Genomic DNA, 16764 nt, shown 5'->3' with positions numbered 1-16764 from the left:
GGGATTCAACCGATGGCGGTCCAGGTGCGTGACCTGGCCGATGCAATGACACGATCGACGATCCGCGCCGAGCGCAGGCCGTCTTCGAAGGTGGGCAGGCCCTGCAGCCGCTCGCCTTCAATGGCGCGATAGGTGTCGGCCACGAACGCTTCGAAGCACTGCCCGTAGCCCTGCGCGTGCCCCGCTGGCAGCGGCGACAACCGGCGTTGTTCGGCACTGCCGGCGCCCGGGCCGCGCACGAAGATTTCCTCGCGCTGCTCGGGCAGGCCGATCCACAGCCGCTCGGCATCCTCCTGGTTGAACGCCACGCTGGCGTTGGCGCCGTCGATCTCGAACCAGAGCCGGTTGTGGCGTCCGGCCGAGACCTGGCTGACCGTCAATGACGCCAGCGTGCCCGCGCCGGTCCTGAACATCGCTGCGGCCACGTCCTCGCTCTCGACCGCTTGCTTTGCGCCGTCTGTCGCCGGCGTGCTGAAACTCTGGGAAGTGGTTGCGCTGCGCTCGGGGATCACCGTGGCAAACGCCGCGTTCACTTCGGCGAAGCACTCGCCGCTGACCCATTCAACCAGGTCGCACCAGTGCGACCCGATGTCAGCGAACACGCGCGATGTGCCACCCAGTGCCGGGTCGACCCGCCAGTTGTTGCTGGCCGGGTCCAGCAGCCAGTCCTGCAGGTAGCTGCCATGGATCAGGTGCAGTGGCCCCAAGTCGCCCTGCGCGATGCGTGCACGTGCCTCGCGGACCACCGGGTGGTAGCGGTAGACGAAGGGGACGGTGGCGACCAATCCGGTCGAGGCGGCCAGCGCCGCCAGCGCCTGCGCATCGTCCAGCGTCGTCGCCAACGGTTTCTCGCAGATCACGTGCTTGCCGGCGTCCAGTGCGGCCTGCGCCATCGCGCGGTGCAGGTGGTTGGGCGTGCAGATGTGCACGACCTGTACCTGGGGATCAGCGACGACGTCCTCGATATCGCGATAGGCGCGCGGGACATTCCACGCGTGCGCCACCTCGCGCGCGCGCTGCGGCGACGAGGCGGCCATGCCGCGCACCTCGGCGCCCGCCAGCAGTGCCGCGCGGCGATGCACCGCGCCGATCATGCCGGTACCAACGATGGCGATTCCAAGCGGGGGCATCGGCCGGTCTCCTCAGGGTGTGGACGACGCGGCCGCCGCTACCGGGCGGTCGCGGAACAGCAGCAGGAAGGCGATCAGCACCACCAGTGCGACGCCGGCCGGGAACAACCAGATCTGCTGCCAGTCCGGGCCCGCTGCAGTGGTGAAGTGCTCCACTACCGCGCCGGACAGGAAGGTGCCGATCAGCATGCCCACGCCATAGGTGGCCAGGGTGATGAAGCCCTGCGCGCTGCTGCGCGCGGCGGGGCCGGCGTGGGCATCGGTGTAGATCTGGCCGGTGACGAAGAAGAAGTCGTAGCAGATGCCATGCAGTACGATGCCGATCACAAGCAGGGAGAAGCCACTGCCCGCATCGCCGAAGGCGAACAGCGCGTAGCGCACGACCCAGGCCGCCATGCCGACCGCCAGCATGGTCTTCACCCCCAGCCGCACGAACAGGAACGGCATGGCCAGCATCAGCAGCACTTCGGACACCTGGCCCAGCGACTGCAGGCCGGCCGCGCCCTGCACGCCCAGGTCGTTGAGATACGGATTGGTGAAGTTGTAGTAGAACGACAACGGGATGCAGATGGCGATGGAGGCCAGGAAGAACACCAGGTAGGCGCGCGACTTCAGCAGCCGCAACGAATCCAGTCCCAGGATCTGCCCCAGCCCGGCATCGCGCTGCTGTGCCAGTGGCGGCGTGTGCGGCAGGGTGAACGCATACAGGCCCAGCACCAGCGATGCCGCCGCCGCCATCCGGAAGGTCAGTTCAAGCCGATGCGCCTGTTCCCAGCCCAGCCAGCCGATCAGCACCCCTGCGACGATCCAGCCGACGCTGCCGGCCACGCGTACCAGCGGGAACTGCTTCTCCGGCGATTGCATGTGCCGCATCGCCACGCTGTTGGCCAGTGCCAGCGTCGGCATGAACAGCAGCATATAGCCCATGACGCACGCGGAAAACACGCTGAAGCTGGTGGCGGTGGACGCCAGCCACATCAGCACCGCGCCGGCCAGGTGCAGTACCGCCAGGATGCGCTGCGCCGCGAAACAGCGGTCTGCGATCAGGCCGACCAGGAACGGTGCCACGATGGCACCGATGGACTGGCTGAGAAACGCCGTTGCCACCTGGCTTGCGCTGGCCTGCAGCGGGCCCTGTACCAGGTAGGTGCCCAGGGTGACGAACCACGCCCCCCAGATGAAGAACTGCAGAAACATCATCGCGCCCAGGCGCGACATGGCGTGCGTCATGGCTTGCCCTCCCGGGGCGGTCTTGGCTCAGATTCCCAGCATGCGGCGCAGTGATCCAGCGTCCGTGGCGCTCCCGGCAAAGTCGTCGAAGGCGCGTTCGGTTACATGGATGATGTGATCGCGGATGAAGGCGGCACCCTCGCGCGCGCCGTCCTCCGGGTGTTTCAGGCAGCACTCCCACTCCAGCACCGCCCAGCCGGGGAAGTCGTACTGGGCGAACTTCGAGAAGATCGCCTTGAAGTCGATCTGGCCGTCACCGGGTGAGCGGAACCGGCCCGGACGATCGATCCAGTCCTGATAACCCCCATACACGCCGCTGCGCGCGCTGGGGCGATACTCCGCGTCCTTGACGTGGAAGATGCCGATGCGGGCGTGGTAACGGTCGATGAAACCGAGGTAATCCATCTGCTGCAGCAGCAGGTGGCTGGGGTCGTACAGGATCTTCGCGCGAGGATGATGGTCGACCTCATCGAGGAAGCGCTCGAAGGTCGCACCGTCATGCAGGTCCTCGCCCGGGTGGATCTCGAAGCACAGGTCCACGCCGCAGGCATCGAACACATCCAGGATCGGGCGCCAGCGGCGGCCGAGTTCGGCGAAGGCTTCTTCCACCAGGCCCGGCGGGCGCTGCGGCCACGGATAGAAGTAGGGCCAGGCCAGCGCACCGGAGAACGTGGCGTGCGCGCTCAGCCCGAGGCGCTGGCTCGCCTGCGCGGCGAGCCGCAGCTGTTCCACGGCCCAGGCCTGGCGCGCGGGCGGGTTGCCGCGCACGTCTACGGGTGCGAATCCGTCGAACAGGCTGTCGTAGGCGGGATGGACCGCGACCAGCTGCCCCTGCAGATGAGTCGACAGTTCGGTGATCTGCAGGCCGTGCCCGGCCAGCATGCCGGCAACATCGTCGCAGTACGCCTGGCTGCGTGCCGCCTCGGCCAGATCGAACAGGTGGGGCGCGGAGGTGGGAACTTGTACGCCAGAATAGCCCAGACCCGCGGCCCACCCGGCCAGCGTATCCAGCCGATCAAAAGGAGCTGTGTCGCCGATGAACTGCGCCAGGAACAGCGCTGGACCCTTGAGCGTCTTCAACGTGATTCGCCCTCGATGCAATCGATTGCATTATCCTAGCAGGGGCGCACGCAGGACCTGTTGTGCACTGCACAGCGGACAGGAGAACTAACGCCATGGCCACCATCTACGACATCGCCAGGCACGTCGGCGTCTCCGCAGGCACGGTGTCACGGGCGCTTTCCCGGCCAGACAAGGTGCTGCCGGCCACCCGTGCGCGCATCGAGCAGGCCGCCGCCGCATTGGGCTATGTGCCCAACACGGTGGCCCGCACGCTCAAGACCCAGCGCAGCGGCAAGATCCTGGTCACCGTCCCGGACATCGCCAATCCGTTCTTCGCACAGATCCTGCAGGGTGCGGAGGAGGCCGCGCAGGCGGTCGGCTACGCGGTTTTGCTGGGCGATACCCAGCATCAACCCGATCGTGAGGAGCGCTACGCACAGATGCTCCGGCGCAACGAGGCCGACGGCATGATCGTGCTGGGCCATCGCCTGCCACCGACCGCGCGCGAAATCGTCGAGCAGCGCGGCGCAGCTGCGCCGGTGGTCAATGGATGCGAGTTCGACCCCGCACTGGGCATCCCCAGCGTCCATATCGACAACGCGGCCGCCGCACGCGCGGTGATGGAGCACCTGTACGGCCTGGGGCACGAACGGATCGCCGTGGTCGGCGGGCCACCTGACAACCCCCTGCACCAGCAGCGGCTGGAAGGGGTCCGGGCCGCCGGCAAGGCGCGGGGTCGCCTGCGCCAGCTGAGCATCGTGCCCGGGGACTTTTCCGTTGAGTCCGGGCATGCGGCGGTGATGGCGCTGCTGGACGGCACGCCCGTGCCGACCGCGGTGTTCTGCTTCAGCGACCAGATGGCACTGGGGGCACTGGCGGCCTGTCGCGACCGGGGCATCCGCGTTCCGGAAGCGCTCTCCATCGTCGGCTTCGACGACCTGGCCTCTTCGCGTTATCTCACCCCGCCGCTGACGACCATCCGGCAGCCGATGCGTGAAATCGGTGAGCGCGCGGTCAACCTGCTGCTCGCCATCATCGAACAGGTCGATGTACCGCTTCAGCAGACGCTGGAGTTCAGCTTCATGCTGCGCGGTTCGACAGCGGCGCCTGGGCGGTAGCGCAGGCGAGGCAGGGCAGCCGGAGCAGGGCGGCCGGCCCGCGCGTGGTGCCGCGACCTTGATCCCGAATTGACGCAAAGCTGTCAGACTCATCGCAGGCAGCCCGGCAAGGGCCGTGGCAGCAGGTGCGATCGCGCAAGGGGGGGGGCAATGCCATTCTTCACCGATTCGGCGGAAGGCGCGGTCGAAGGCATTGGCGCGGCACGTCGCATCGGCTGGATGCGTTTCGTCGGCAATGCACTGGGGGCAATCCCCATCGCTTCGATCATCCTCGAGCGCCACGATGGGCCGCTGGCGTGGGTCCTGCTGCTGCTCAACGCGCTGGCGTGGCCTGCGCTGGCATTGATGCTGACCCAGCGCTCCGGCCAGCCCGCGCTCGTCCAGTTCCGCTGCATGGTGGCCGACTCCTTTTTCGGTGGTGGCTGGATCGCCTTCATGGCGTTGAGCGCGGTGCCCAGTGCACTGTTCGCCGCACTGCTGGTGGCCGACAAGATCGCTGCCGGTGGCGTTCGCCTGGCGATGCGCGCCACGCTGGCCCTGATGCTGGGCTTCGCTCTCACCTGGTGGGTGCTCGGCTTCCCTTACCAGCCGGTCACCTCGCAGCGCACGATCGTGCTGAGTGTCCCGTTCCTGTTCGTGTATGGCATCGGCCTGAGCATTCTCAGCTGGCAGCTGGCGCGCCGGGTCAAATCGCAGAACCGCCAGCTGCAGCGTCTCAGCCGGATGGACCCGCTGGTCGAGCTGGCCAACCGTGGCTTCCTGATCCTGCGTGCGCAGCAGGCGCTGGACCGGGCACAGGGCCAGGGCGGGTTTGCCTGCCTGCTGATGCTCGATGTGGACGACTTCAAGCGCATCAATGACTCGCATGGCCACCGCGCCGGTGACGAGGTGCTGCGGCATATCGCGGCGACATTGCGCACCGTTGCCCGGCCGGGTGATACGCCCGCGCGGCTGGGGGGCGATGAGTTCGTCGTGCTGCTGCGCGACTGCGCGCCCGTCGATGCGATGCACGTGGCCGAGCGGGTGCGCCTGCACCTGCTCGAGGCCGCGCGGCAGGCCACGCCGGGTGTGGAATTCAGCGTCAGTATCGGCATTGCGGCCACGCCGCGTGGCGGCAGTGTCGAGGACTGGTTGGCACTGGCCGACCGCGCGCTGTACCACGCCAAGCGCCAGGGCAAGAACACCGCCAGCTACGGCGAGTGAGCGCGCGTGGGGACGGCACGGCTGCCGCCGAACGAGGATGAAATACCCATTCAGCCTGCACGCGGAATCGGCACGCCAATCCTCTACCATGGGCCACCCCGCCCGGACGCGCTCCCATGCAAGACGCTCTCGTTGCCCAGCCCAAGCCCCCCATTCCAAGGATCGCGGCGTGGCTGATGATGCTGCTGGGCATGTGGCTGGCGCTGAAACTGGGCCTGGTGGTCACCCTACTGTCCGGCCTGCTGGTGTTCCAGCTGACCCACCTGCTGGCTTCCACCGTGGAAGGCAGGCTGCCGCCGGGACGTGCACGGGCAATCGCCGTGATCGTGCTGTCGGCGATCATCATCAGCGCGCTGGTGCTGGCCGGGATCGGCGTGGCCTCGTTCTTCCGCAACGAGACCGGTGGCCCGGATGCTTTGCTGGCGCGCCTGATGGAGATTCTCAACACCTCGCGGCACCAGGTGCCGGCGCTGCTGCAACCCTACATTCCCGAAGACATGCCAGCGCTGCGCGCGGCGCTGAACGACTGGGCCGCCGAGCATCAGCGCCAGCTGGGCGTGGCCGGTACCTCGGTGGTCCAGGTGGGTGTGCGCGTGCTGATCGGCATGGTGCTGGGTGCGATGATCGCACTGTATGACGAACTGCCGCTGCCGAAGATGGGTCCGCTGGCGCAGGAGCTGGTCGGGCGCACCAGCCGCCTGGCCACCGCGTTCCGCCAGGTGGTGTTCGCGCAGGTGAAGATCTCGCTGCTGAACACCGTGTTCACCGCGATCTTCCTGCTGGGCGTGCTGCCGTTGTTCGGCGTGCACCTGCCGCTGTCCAAGACCCTGGTGCTGATCACCTTCCTGGCCGGCCTGCTGCCGGTGGTGGGCAACATCATCTCCAACACGATCATCACCATCGTCGCACTGTCGGTCTCGTTCTACGTGGCGGTGGCGGCGCTGCTGTACCTGATCGTGATCCACAAGCTGGAGTACTTCCTCAACGCGCGCATTGTCGGTGGCGAAATCCAGGCGCGTGCCTGGGAGCTGCTGCTGGCCATGCTGGTGATGGAGGCGGCCTTCGGCCTGCCGGGCCTGGTCGCCGCGCCGGTGTTCTATGCCTACGTGAAGCGCGAACTGGTCGACCAGCGCTGGATCTGACGCGGCGGGGCATGACGTATTTGTCCCGATTCGAGTGTCCGCGCGGCCTTGTCGGTGCGTTCGCGGCGGGCACGGTGTACCGACGGCCACGGTTGGCCCGCTAGCGGCTTGGCGCCTGTGCAGACGGCCGCTACAGTGTTCCGCACGACAGGGGAAATGTGCATGGCCCGCAAGGCGTCGCCCATCGGATTGCGGACCTGGGTCTGGATCCTGGCCGGGCTGTTCGTAGTCTGTACGCTGCCGCTGATGGCCATCGCACTGGTGCAGGGCACGCTGCGCTTCACCGCCGCCGAGGACAACCTGGTCAGCCTGCGCCGGCTGCAGCAGACCTTCGACCTGGCCAACCGGGTGTCGGCCGAGCGCGGCCCCGCCAACAGCCTGCTGGGAGCCAATACGGCCGATGCGGCCGAACAGGCGCGGCTGGCCGCGCAGCTGGCGGTTGCGCGCAAGCGGGTCGACACCGCCCTGCTGCAACTGGACACCGTGTTCAAGGCCGATCCGGGCGTGGTCGACGAACATGGGCTGCTGGCCGACGCGCAACGTCGCCTGCAGTCGGCGCGGGCCGCGGTGGACCAGGTGGCGGCACAGCCGCACGACGCGCGCCGGGTGGAAGACGTGGAGCGCGCGATCAGCAGCATGTTCGCCGTGGTCGATCGCCTGCACGTGTTGACCTCGACGCAGATCAGCGTGCTGGTCAGTGCCGACCGCGAAGCGGCGATCCCGGCGATGCAGGGCCAGGTGCTGATCGACTTGCGCGAGCATGGCGGCCGCCTGGCCTCGAACGTGATGGCGCCGGTGGCGGTACCGGGGGCCTGGCGTGACGAACAGGTGCGGGCGGCATTGCAGACCGAAGGCCGCCTGCTGGAACTGTGGCGGCTGGCAGGCAGCCATGAAGCCGTGTTCCGCAGCGATCCGACGCTGTCCTGGCATTGGGACATGGCACGCCGGCAGTTCTTCGGCGAATCGCTGCCGATGATCGAACGGCTGATCGAAGATGGACGGCGTGGCGTGTCGCCGCCGTGGACCGCCGCCGAGTTCACCACGCGCTACGTACCGACCCTGCGGTCGCTGGAAGCGCTGCGTGACGGTTACCTGAGCGTGTCCATCGCCCGTTTCGAGCGCACCCGCAACCGCGAAGCGACGCGCCTGGTGGTGCTGGTGGCGACGGTGCTTGGCACGCTGGTGGTGCTGGGCGTGGCGCTGCGCATTGCCCATCTGCAGATCCTGCGGCCGCTGCTGCAGGCACAGAAGCAGGTGATCCAGATCGCCTCGGAAGCGCCCGGCCCGGAACAGCACGTGACCCACCCGCTGGCCGAGATGCAGCGCCTGTTCGATGCCATCGAAGTGCTGCGCGAGAAGTCGCGCGAGCGCTCGGCGTTGACCAGCGAGCTGCGCCAGCTGGCCGGCACCGATGAACTGACCGGGTTGTTGAACCGGCGCGCGCTGGACCAGAGGGTGCAGCAGCGCCATGCCGACGGTGGCAACAGCGCGGTGGTGATCCTGCTGGACATCGATCGCTTCAAGGCCATCAACGACGGCCATGGGCATGCTGCTGGGGACCAGGTGCTGGTGCAGGTGGCACAGCTGCTGCAGCGCCACCTGCGCCGCAGCGACAGCATCGCCCGCTACGGTGGCGAGGAATTCCTGGTGCTGCTGGCCGACGGCGATCTGGCCGGCGGCCGCCAGTTGGCCGAGTCGCTGCGCGTGGCCATGCGGCAGCTGGACATCGCACTGGCCGCAGGCAACGTGCTGCGGGTCACTGCCAGCTTCGGCGTAGCCGAGGGGGGCACCGATGCGCTGGGCTGGCGCACCCTGCTGCGCGCCGCCGACGCGGCCATGTACCAGGCCAAGGCGCAGGGCCGCGACCGCGTGCGGGTGGCCGGCGGCGGCCGCAACGCACGTTGAGGACACGCATCAGCCGATGCGCGCATGCACGCGCCGCAGCGTGCGCGCGATCATCCGGCGCGCGATGGGACGCGGCATCGAGAGCCCGCGCCAGCGCAGCGCACCCACCCGGAAGGTGGCGCTGGCGGTAGCCAGTACCTTGCCGGCCGGGTCGGTCAGCCAGCCACGGGTGAAGGCGATGCTGCCCTTGCTGTGCTCGACTTCGCCCCAGCCGATGATCCGCCCCGGCCGTGCCGGGTTGACGAAACTGGTCTTGGATTCCACCGTGACCGCGATGCGGTTGGCTGGCAGGGTGGCGTAGATCGCCGGCCCCATGCAGTCGTCCAGCATCGCTGACAGGAATCCGCCCTGCACGTTGCCCATCGGGTTGGTGAGCACCGTCCCGGCGTCGAACTCGACCTGGATGCGGCGCAGTGCATCGTCGTAACCGACGAAGCGCCAGCCGAGCAGGGTGCCGGCCTGGGAACGTGGAAGATCACCGTTGACCACGCTGTAGAAGATCGATTCGGGGTTCATCGTGGAGCCTCGTGGGGGAGGGGAGAGAAAGGGAACTCACTGCGGTAGCGACAACAGCGCCAGCACGAATCCGATGACCGACAGCAGCACCACCGCGGCGCCGGCGGGTACCGGAGTACGCGCACCGGTGCGTCGCCGCACGCCGGACGCAACCAGGACCGGCGGCAGGGTGGCGACCAGACAGAACAGCTGGAACGCCAGCAGCTGCGGCAGTGCCAGGTGCCCCCCGAAGAAGATCAACCAGGCCAGCATCACGCCGGCACCGGCCAGTGCGATCCACCCGGCGCCGACCACGCGGATGAGTGCCATCAGCAGCACCTGCATGCGCGGTTCGATCTCCGCCCACGACATGCCCACGGCCTGCGCGTGGTAGGGCATGAAGTCGGAACGTTTCAGATAGGCCGCAGCAAACAGCGAGACAATGAAGAACGCCAACAGATAGCAGCCGAACGCGAGCCAGGCGAACAGATCCATGTGGAGGCCATGCGGTTGGGGAGGAGTCGCCGCGTGCACGCCGGCTGCCATGCCGGTCGTGCCACGGGGTTGCGCGATTCTCGGGCAAGCCCCTGTTAGCTGGGTGTGGTGCTCCGCAGGGGCGTTCCTCTATCTGCTTTTAACGTAAGCATGGTGGTGTGGAGTGCGTCACGCACGGACCATGCGCCGTATCTCGTTTCCCGTGAAGAGGCCGCAAGTGCTCATCCACTTTCCGGTCACCGCTCTGCGCAGACGCTGGGCGTCCCTCCGATCAAGGACCGCGCCGTGACCGAGCTCACCCTCCCAGAACTTGCCAAGAAAATGGCCGGCATCGATTTCACGATGCTGCAGACCCACGCCAGTGGAGAAATTGCCGGTCGCCCCATGAGCAACAACGGTGACGTGGACTATGACGGTGACAGCTGGTTCTTCACCATGGAAGACACCGACATGGTGCGCGAGATCGAGGCTGACCCCACCGTCGCACTGGGTTTCTCCGGCAGCAAGTCGCTGCTGGGCAAGCCGCCGCTGTTCGTGCACGTGCAGGGAAGGGCGGCGCTGGTGCGCGATCGGGCCACGATGCGCGAGCACTGGGTGAAGGACCTGGAACGGTGGTTCGAACAGGGAGTGGATACACCGGGACTGGTACTGATCCATGTGTGCGCCAGCCGTATCCACTACTGGGATGGCGAGGACGAGGGCGAAATCGTGATCTAACCGGAACCGCTCAGCGCCCGGCGCATCGCGTTCCAGGGTCAGCAGTGCGTAGGGTGTGCCGCCGAATCCCCAAGATTGGCCAGGTCCGGTGCCAAGGCGTGCTCCACCGCACGACGCAGCAGTGCCGGCGCGACATAGCGCCGGTGCCCGACGTCGATCAGTGCCATGTACATGCCGCCGAACGCATTGAGGGTCTGCACGCGTGAGCCCAGGCTGACCTCGACATGTCCATTGCTACGCCGCTGCACGCGCACGCTGCTGCGGAAACGCAGGTGCCGATCGTCGGCGCCGAGCAGGACTTCGGCGTCGTTGTCCTGCGTATCGATGTGCGAATCCAGCACCGGAAATCGACCAGCGAACAACCGGCTGTGATCGGTAGACAGCAGTGACGACACCGGGCATCCCAGCGGCGACGTGCGCAACCGCAACGGTGCCACCAGTCGGTTTCGCAGCGCCATCAGATAGCCTACGCCGCTGGGTGGATTGCGCAGGAAGCCGTCCAGTACATCGGCCAGCAGTGCCGATGCGGAACGGTGGATCACCTGCGAGGGTTCCAGGCACAGGGTGGTCAGGTCCTGGTAGTGGCTGTGCGGTAGCGCTGTGGGCAGCAGGCCATCGGTGGCGGCGGGCCGCGAATGGATGGGATAGGCCGGTGTGGCGCGTTCGACGAACCCGCGCAGCGGCCGGACGGGGATGCGGCGCAGCGGGCCGAGCAGGGCACGGGTACGCGCGCACAGGTGTGCGCACAGGCTGGGAGGCGCCGCCTGCAGCGACAGTCGCAACAGCGGTGCCGCCGCAAGCGAGGTGCCCGAAGGCCAGTGCGATTCCGGAAGCACCTCGGTCAGGCTGGGGATATCGGCAGCATTGCGCTCCACCTGTGCACGCGCCTGCTCGCTCATCGAGCCGGCCAGTTCATTGCTGTGGCAGGACAGCGCGAACAGCGCCGGATGTGCAGGATGGTTCGACGCGAACTGGTGCCAGGTGCCGCCGCCGAAGCGCACGGTAAAAAGGCAGTCCGGTGGGATGCGGATGCGCCGAAGCGTGCGCGCGAAGGCACCGGGATCTGCTGCCAGCTGCGTGTCGGAGACGGTGGCGAAACGCAGCTCGGCTCCCGCGCTGCCGGCGATGGCGGTGAACATGCGCGGGCCTGCATGGCGATGAAACGGGTGGCCACCGGCACCGACGGTGAAGCTGTACAGCGAGGAGGCATCCCCGTGCTGCAGGTGCATGCCACCCAGTCGCGCCGAAGGTTCATCCAACGCATCGATGAACGCCGGGTGGTGGCGCTGACGCTGGCCGGCGTCACTCACCAGCGCGTCACCGGCACCGATGCCGAGCTGCGCGATCAGGGTGACTTCGGTCGGGCTGCCACCCTCCAGTGCCGGAAGCTGTACTCCTGGAAACGAACGGCGGTCGCGGGTCGAACCAGGCATGGTCATGCTCCTCGGCGGAGTGGCTTAGCGGGCAGGGGACTTGCGGCGGGCGCGTGCTTCGCGCTTCAGCGGGCCACCGACCGGACAGACTTCGGCCGCCCACGAGAACAACGTGTTGGCCAGGCGGTCGGGCACCTGCCGGAAGTACACGAACTGGCCGCGCTTCTCCCGTTCGATCAGGCCGGCTTCCTCAAGGATGCGCAGGTGGCTGGACAGCGCCGGTTTGCTGAAATCGAAGCGCTCGGCCAATTCACCCGCGCTGAGCTCACCGGCGCTGAGATAGGCCAGGATCTGCCGGCGGGCGGTGGAGGCGAGGGCTTCGAAGATACGGTCCATGGCGAGCTAATTAACTAATTCGTTAATTGATAATCTTCCCGCCCAAGCCTGCTGTCAAGCCATGACCATTGCGCGCCGCGCCAGGGCTTTGCCATCCTCCCTGCTGTTTTCCGTACCGTGGAGTTCCAATGCGCCCTGCCTCCTGGCTGATCCTGGCCCTGCTGCCTGCCCTGGCGGCGGCGCAGCCTGCACGTGCACCGAAGGCCAGCGCACAGGCGCAGGACCCTTTCAGTGAGTTGTTCGATACCGCCTGCATGCAGCACATCGGCGCACCGGCGCGGTTGCAGTCGTTGATGGAATCCAACGGGCTGTCACCGCTGCAGCCTGCCGAGGCGGCAACGTTGCTGCAGGGGCAGTCGGGCGTGGCCTGGATGGTGCCGCTGGCCAGCGGCCGCTATGCGGTCAGCTGGGCTGACGATGGCACGTGCACGGTCTACGCCGAAAAGGCCGACGCGGCGGTCGTGCAGAAGGGCTTTGCCCGGTTGGTGCAGGCGGCGCCAACGCCGTTGCAGGCGCGCTCGCTGCCAGGCCGTGGGCCGTTGTCGGCGGACCAGGTGGCGATCCAGTACGGCTGGGCCACGCCCGGGCAGGCCAAGCTGCAGGTGCGTTTCCGGCTGGTCACGCGGCAGGCGGCCGAGGCCGGCGTGCAGGCGATGGCCTCGGTGACGCCGGGCGAAGCGATGCTGGAGCAGGCTGCACCCAGCCAATAACGCTGGCCCCGCGCCGCGCAGGCTGCCCATGCCCGCGATTCAGCCTTTCATGCAGGTTGTGATATATCGTTTATCGATAAATCCACCCTGGGGCGGCGAGGCCGCCCCAATGCCGGAGGCCGCTTGACCGCTCGTCCCGCCCGCGCCAGACCCGCGCGAGGCTTGTTCACCCTGGCCCAGGCCGCCGTCCAAGCTGTCCGGGCGATGTGCTGGCTGGGCATCCTGGCCGCACTGCTGGCCGTGCCGCTGGTCGCGCACGACCGTCGCTGGCTGCTCGACAGCGTCCACGATGCCGCTGCCGCTGCTGCACACGGCAACGCTCTGTTCCTGCACTTTTGCCTGGGGCTGGCTGCGATCGTCGCGCTGCTGGTGCTGTGCCTGCTGTTCCTGCGCCATCTGCTGCGGCTGCTGAAATCGGCGGCGCGCGAAAGGCCGTTCACCCACGCCAATGCGCAGCGACTGCAACGGATGGCGTGGCTGATGCTGGCGATGGAGCTGCTGTCGATCCTGATCGGCGCCTACGCGGCCTGGATGGGCCCGGACTTCACCTGGATGGAGGTGGGCGGCGGCATGTCGATCACCGGGCTGGTGGCGGTGATGATGCTGTTCGTGCTGGCACGCGTCTTCGCCGTGGGCGCGGCGATGCGCGATGACCTCGACGGTGTCATCTGATGGCAATCGTCATCACCCTGGACCGCGTGCTGCAGGAACGGGGCATGACCCTGTCCGAGCTGGCCGGGCGCATCGACATCACCCTGGCGAACCTGTCGATCCTGAAGACCGGCAAGGCGCGCGCCATCCGCTTTTCCACGCTGGATGCGATCTGCCGGGAGCTGCAATGCACGCCTGGCGACCTGCTCGGGTACGACCCGTCGCACACGCAGGACGCAGACTGAGTGTTTGTTCTTCTCCCTTACCTACTGACGAAACGGACCTGAAATGGAATGGTTGGCTGACCCCTCGATATGGATGGGCCTTGCAACCCTGGTCGTGCTTGAGATCGTGCTCGGCATCGACAACCTGGTGTTCATCGCGATCCTTGCCGACAAGCTTCCGCCACACCAGCGCGACCGCGCGCGGGTGATCGGCCTGGCACTGGCCCTGCTGATGCGGCTGGTGCTGCTGGCGGCGCTGGCCTGGATCATGAAACTGACCGAGCCGCTGCTTACGCTGTTCGAGCACAGCTTTTCCGGGCGTGACCTGATCCTGCTGGGCGGTGGCCTGTTCCTGCTGTTCAAGGGCACCATGGAGCTGCACGAACGGCTGGAAGGCCGCGCGCACCACGAAGATGGCAAGAAGGTCTACGCCAGCTTCGCCATGGTGGTGGCGCAGATCGTGGTGCTCGATGCGGTGTTCTCGCTGGATTCGGTGATCACCGCGGTCGGCATGGTCGACAACCTGGGCGTGATGTATGCCGCCGTGACCATCGCGATGGCGCTGATGTTGCTGGCGAGCAAGCCGTTGACCCGCTTCGTCAACAAGCATCCCACCGTGGTGGTGCTGTGCCTGGGCTTCCTGCTGATGATCGGTTTCAGTCTGGTGGCCGAGGGCCTGGGCTACAAGATCCCGAAGGGCTACCTGTACGCGGCGATCGCCTTTTCGATCCTGGTGGAAGCCTTCAACCAGTGGGTGCGTTTCAACCGTGAGCGCAACGAGCGTCGCCAGCCGTTCCGGCAGCGCACCGCTGATGCGGTGCTGCGCATGCTCGGCGCGCGCCCGGCCAATGGCCACGACGATGAAGGCCTGGGCGCGCAGGTGGACGCCGAAGAGCGCCTGCAGCCGGCCGAACACGAAATGATCCGCAGCGTGCTGGGCCTGGCCGACCGGCCGGTGTCGAGCGTAATGACCGTGCGCGCCGATGTGCAGTGGATCGACCTGGCGCGTGGGCAGGAGGACGTCGTGGCGCGCCTGGTGGCGTCGCCGCACACCCGCCTGCTGGTGGGTGAGGGTGACCTGGACAGCCTGCGTGGCGTGGTGCAGAGCCGCGATCTGCTGGCCGACCTGCTGCAGGGCAGGCCGCTGCAGCTGGAAGGCAACCTGCGCGAGCCGCAGTACGTGCTGTCCAGCGCCAGTGCGCTGCAGGCGCTGGAACTGATCCGCCAGCATCCGGTACCGCTGGCAGTGGCGGTGGATGAGTACGGCAGCGTGGAGGGCCTGGTGACCGCCAACGATCTGCTGGCGGCGATTGCCGGCGATCTGGTCGATACCCAGGACGAGCGCTATGGCGTGGTCGCGCAGGGCGAGGAGCAGTGGGAGGCCGACGGTGCACTGACTCTGGACGACCTGCAGCGGCTGACCGGCGTATCGCTGCCACGCAGTGCCGACTACATGACCATCTCCGGGCTGGTGCTCGAGCAGCTGGGCCGGCTGCCGGACATCGGCGATGCGGTGGAGGTGGCGGGCGTGCGCATCACCGTGCTGGCGATGGAAAAACGCCGTATCGCCCGCCTGCGGGTGCAGCGCCTGGGCCATCCGTAGAGTCGGGCCTGCTCGACTGGCTTTCTGTAGAGTCGAGCCGTGCTCGACTGCGTCCCGAGCAGCCGAGCGCAGGCTCGGCTCTACACAACATCTCCCGCAACCTTCACCATGGCGGGCTCGTTTCCCCTTCTGGATGGTTGCAGTGCTGAGTACGATCGGTTTGTTGATGGGCCTGTATGTGGCCTGGCGCCTGTTCTGGCCACTGCGCATGCCCACTTGGCTGAAGGTCGTGCTGTCGCTGCTGCTGGTGGGCGTAGCCGTGCAGCTGCGTATCGTCGCCACCTTCTGGGGCACCATGGCGTCGCCGGAAATCCCGAAGCTGGCCATCGCCACGCTGGCCACCGGCTCCACGGCGGTGTTGCTGTTGGCGTTGCTGATGCTGGCGATGGATGTGGGCCTGCTCGCGTCCCGCCTGCTGCGCTGGCCACGTGCGGTAGCCGCATTGCGCACGCGGCGCTTGCGGCCGGCGGCCGGCGTGCTGGCCCTGCTGGTCAGTGGTTATGGTGTCAGCCAGGGCATGGCAGTGCCCCAGCCCCGGCAGATCGAGGTGAGCGTTGCCGGGCTGCCAGCGGCGTTCGACGGCTATCGCGTGCTGCAGCTGACCGACATCCATGCCAGCCGCCTGCTGACCGGCGACTGGGTGCGCAGGGTGGTGGATGAGAGCAACGCATTGGCGCCGGATCTGATCGTGATCACCGGCGATCTGATCGACGGCAGTGTGGAGGCCCGTCGTGACGACGCGCGTCCTCTGGCCGATCTGCGGGCGCCGGACGGTGTCGTCGCCATTACCGGCAACCACGAGTATTACGCGCAGTACCAGGCATGGATGCAGGCGTTCCGCGCGCTGCACATGCAGGTGCTGGAGAACAGCCACCTGCAGGTACGACGCGGTGATGCAGCGCTGACCATTGCCGGGGTCACCGATCCGGTGGCCGCACGCTACGGCCTGCCGCTGCCGGATCTGGACGCCGCCTTGGCCGGCGCCGATCCCTCTGCGCCGGTGATCCTGCTTGACCACCGCCCGCGCAACGCGCGAGAGGCGGCGGCGCGCGGCGTGAAGCTGCAATTGTCCGGGCACACTCACGGTGGGCAGATCATCGGCATGGACCAACTGGTGAGGCGGGCCAATGGTGGCTTCGTCTCCGGCCGCTACGACGTGGAAGGGATGACCCTTTACGTGAGCAATGGTGCGGGTCTCTGGGCCGGTTTCCCGGCACGCATCGGCGTGCCGTCGGAGATCACCCTGGTGACATTGCGCCGCGCGCCGTGACCTGAAGTGGGGCAGATCCCGTTCCCGCAGGGAAAGGGAA

At 67.4% G+C, this 16764-nt stretch carries 17 protein-coding genes; 10 read left to right on the top strand and 7 right to left on the bottom strand.

Annotated features, from left to right (window positions below):
• Positions 1 to 5: 5 nt before the first annotated feature.
• The 3 genes from AC2A1N_RS13410 to AC2A1N_RS13400 are packed head-to-tail and all read right to left on the bottom strand — an operon-like array spanning position 6 to position 3440.
• Positions 6 to 1130 (bottom strand): Gfo/Idh/MocA family protein, encoded by a 1125-nt coding sequence (locus AC2A1N_RS13410; RefSeq protein ID WP_484372516.1) that lies wholly within the window; start codon positions 1128 to 1130, stop codon positions 6 to 8.
• Positions 1131 to 1142: 12 nt separating this feature from the next.
• Positions 1143 to 2360, bottom strand: a complete 1218-nt coding sequence (locus AC2A1N_RS13405) for a nucleoside permease (protein WP_484372514.1) — start codon at positions 2358 to 2360, stop codon at positions 1143 to 1145.
• Between the two features lie 27 nt (positions 2361 to 2387).
• Positions 2388 to 3440, bottom strand: coding sequence for a sugar phosphate isomerase/epimerase family protein (locus AC2A1N_RS13400; RefSeq protein ID WP_484372512.1), 1053 nt, complete (start codon positions 3438 to 3440; stop codon positions 2388 to 2390).
• A gap of 95 nt (positions 3441 to 3535) precedes the next feature.
• Between AC2A1N_RS13400 and AC2A1N_RS13395 the strand changes: the two genes are divergently transcribed.
• The 4 genes from AC2A1N_RS13395 (at position 3536) to AC2A1N_RS13380 (ending at position 8790) form a co-directional block, all read left to right on the top strand.
• Positions 3536 to 4540 carry a LacI family DNA-binding transcriptional regulator gene (locus tag AC2A1N_RS13395; protein WP_134968075.1) on the top strand — a complete coding sequence of 335 codons (1005 nt, stop codon included), beginning with the start codon at positions 3536 to 3538 and terminating at the stop codon, positions 4538 to 4540.
• Positions 4541 to 4690: 150 nt separating this feature from the next.
• Complete coding sequence (locus AC2A1N_RS13390) at positions 4691 to 5743, top strand: sensor domain-containing diguanylate cyclase (protein ID WP_061479183.1); 1053 nt, start codon at positions 4691 to 4693, stop codon at positions 5741 to 5743.
• Positions 5744 to 5859: 116 nt separating this feature from the next.
• On the top strand, positions 5860 to 6885 hold the full coding sequence (locus tag AC2A1N_RS13385; RefSeq protein WP_053497611.1) for an AI-2E family transporter: 1026 nt from the start codon (positions 5860 to 5862) through the stop codon (positions 6883 to 6885).
• Between the two features lie 162 nt (positions 6886 to 7047).
• A complete protein-coding gene (locus tag AC2A1N_RS13380) occupies positions 7048 to 8790 on the top strand; it encodes a GGDEF domain-containing protein (RefSeq protein WP_061479241.1) in 1743 nt (580 codons plus the stop codon).
• 9 nt (positions 8791 to 8799) lie between these two features.
• Here AC2A1N_RS13380 and AC2A1N_RS13375 read toward each other — a convergent pair whose 3' ends face one another.
• On the bottom strand, positions 8800 to 9306 hold the full coding sequence (locus AC2A1N_RS13375) for a PaaI family thioesterase (RefSeq protein ID WP_242893546.1): 507 nt from the start codon (positions 9304 to 9306) through the stop codon (positions 8800 to 8802).
• A 36-nt stretch (positions 9307 to 9342) separates the two neighbouring features.
• The gene (locus AC2A1N_RS13370) at positions 9343 to 9780 is read right to left on the bottom strand and encodes a hypothetical protein (protein ID WP_484372508.1); all 438 of its coding nucleotides are present in this window, start codon (positions 9778 to 9780) and stop codon (positions 9343 to 9345) included.
• 285 nt (positions 9781 to 10065) lie between these two features.
• Between AC2A1N_RS13370 and AC2A1N_RS13365 the strand changes: the two genes are divergently transcribed.
• On the top strand, positions 10066 to 10497 hold the full coding sequence (locus AC2A1N_RS13365) for a pyridoxamine 5'-phosphate oxidase family protein (RefSeq protein ID WP_484372506.1): 432 nt from the start codon (positions 10066 to 10068) through the stop codon (positions 10495 to 10497).
• Between the two features lie 38 nt (positions 10498 to 10535).
• Here AC2A1N_RS13365 and AC2A1N_RS13360 read toward each other — a convergent pair whose 3' ends face one another.
• Entirely contained in the window at positions 10536 to 11930 is a 1395-nt protein-coding gene (locus tag AC2A1N_RS13360) for a DUF2867 domain-containing protein (RefSeq protein WP_134968079.1), read from the bottom strand.
• A gap of 24 nt (positions 11931 to 11954) precedes the next feature.
• Complete coding sequence (locus AC2A1N_RS13355) at positions 11955 to 12266, bottom strand: metalloregulator ArsR/SmtB family transcription factor (protein WP_004147836.1); 312 nt, start codon at positions 12264 to 12266, stop codon at positions 11955 to 11957.
• Between the two features lie 128 nt (positions 12267 to 12394).
• Between AC2A1N_RS13355 and AC2A1N_RS13350 the strand changes: the two genes are divergently transcribed.
• The 5 genes from AC2A1N_RS13350 (at position 12395) to AC2A1N_RS13330 (ending at position 16724) form a co-directional block, all read left to right on the top strand.
• Positions 12395 to 12976 (top strand): NMCC_0638 family (lipo)protein, encoded by a 582-nt coding sequence (locus AC2A1N_RS13350; protein WP_111201174.1) that lies wholly within the window; start codon positions 12395 to 12397, stop codon positions 12974 to 12976.
• A gap of 204 nt (positions 12977 to 13180) precedes the next feature.
• Positions 13181 to 13648 carry a DUF2975 domain-containing protein gene (locus AC2A1N_RS13345; protein WP_134968089.1) on the top strand — a complete coding sequence of 156 codons (468 nt, stop codon included), beginning with the start codon at positions 13181 to 13183 and terminating at the stop codon, positions 13646 to 13648.
• Positions 13648 to 13872, top strand: coding sequence for a helix-turn-helix domain-containing protein (locus AC2A1N_RS13340; RefSeq protein ID WP_061479178.1), 225 nt, complete (start codon positions 13648 to 13650; stop codon positions 13870 to 13872). The genes AC2A1N_RS13345 and AC2A1N_RS13340 overlap by 1 nt, the downstream gene beginning before the upstream one ends.
• Positions 13873 to 13915: 43 nt before the next feature.
• Positions 13916 to 15454: a TerC family protein gene (locus tag AC2A1N_RS13335; protein WP_484372503.1), complete on the top strand. Its 1539-nt coding sequence runs from the start codon at positions 13916 to 13918 to the stop codon at positions 15452 to 15454.
• 133 nt (positions 15455 to 15587) lie between these two features.
• Positions 15588 to 16724, top strand: a complete 1137-nt coding sequence (locus tag AC2A1N_RS13330) for a metallophosphoesterase (RefSeq protein ID WP_242893543.1) — start codon at positions 15588 to 15590, stop codon at positions 16722 to 16724.
• Positions 16725 to 16764: the final 40 nt, after the last annotated feature.

It is taken from the genome of Stenotrophomonas maltophilia group sp. SKK55 (genome assembly GCF_057179845.1).
Note: the sequence above shows the minus strand (reverse complement) of the source record. Positions and strands in the feature narration are given on the sequence as shown.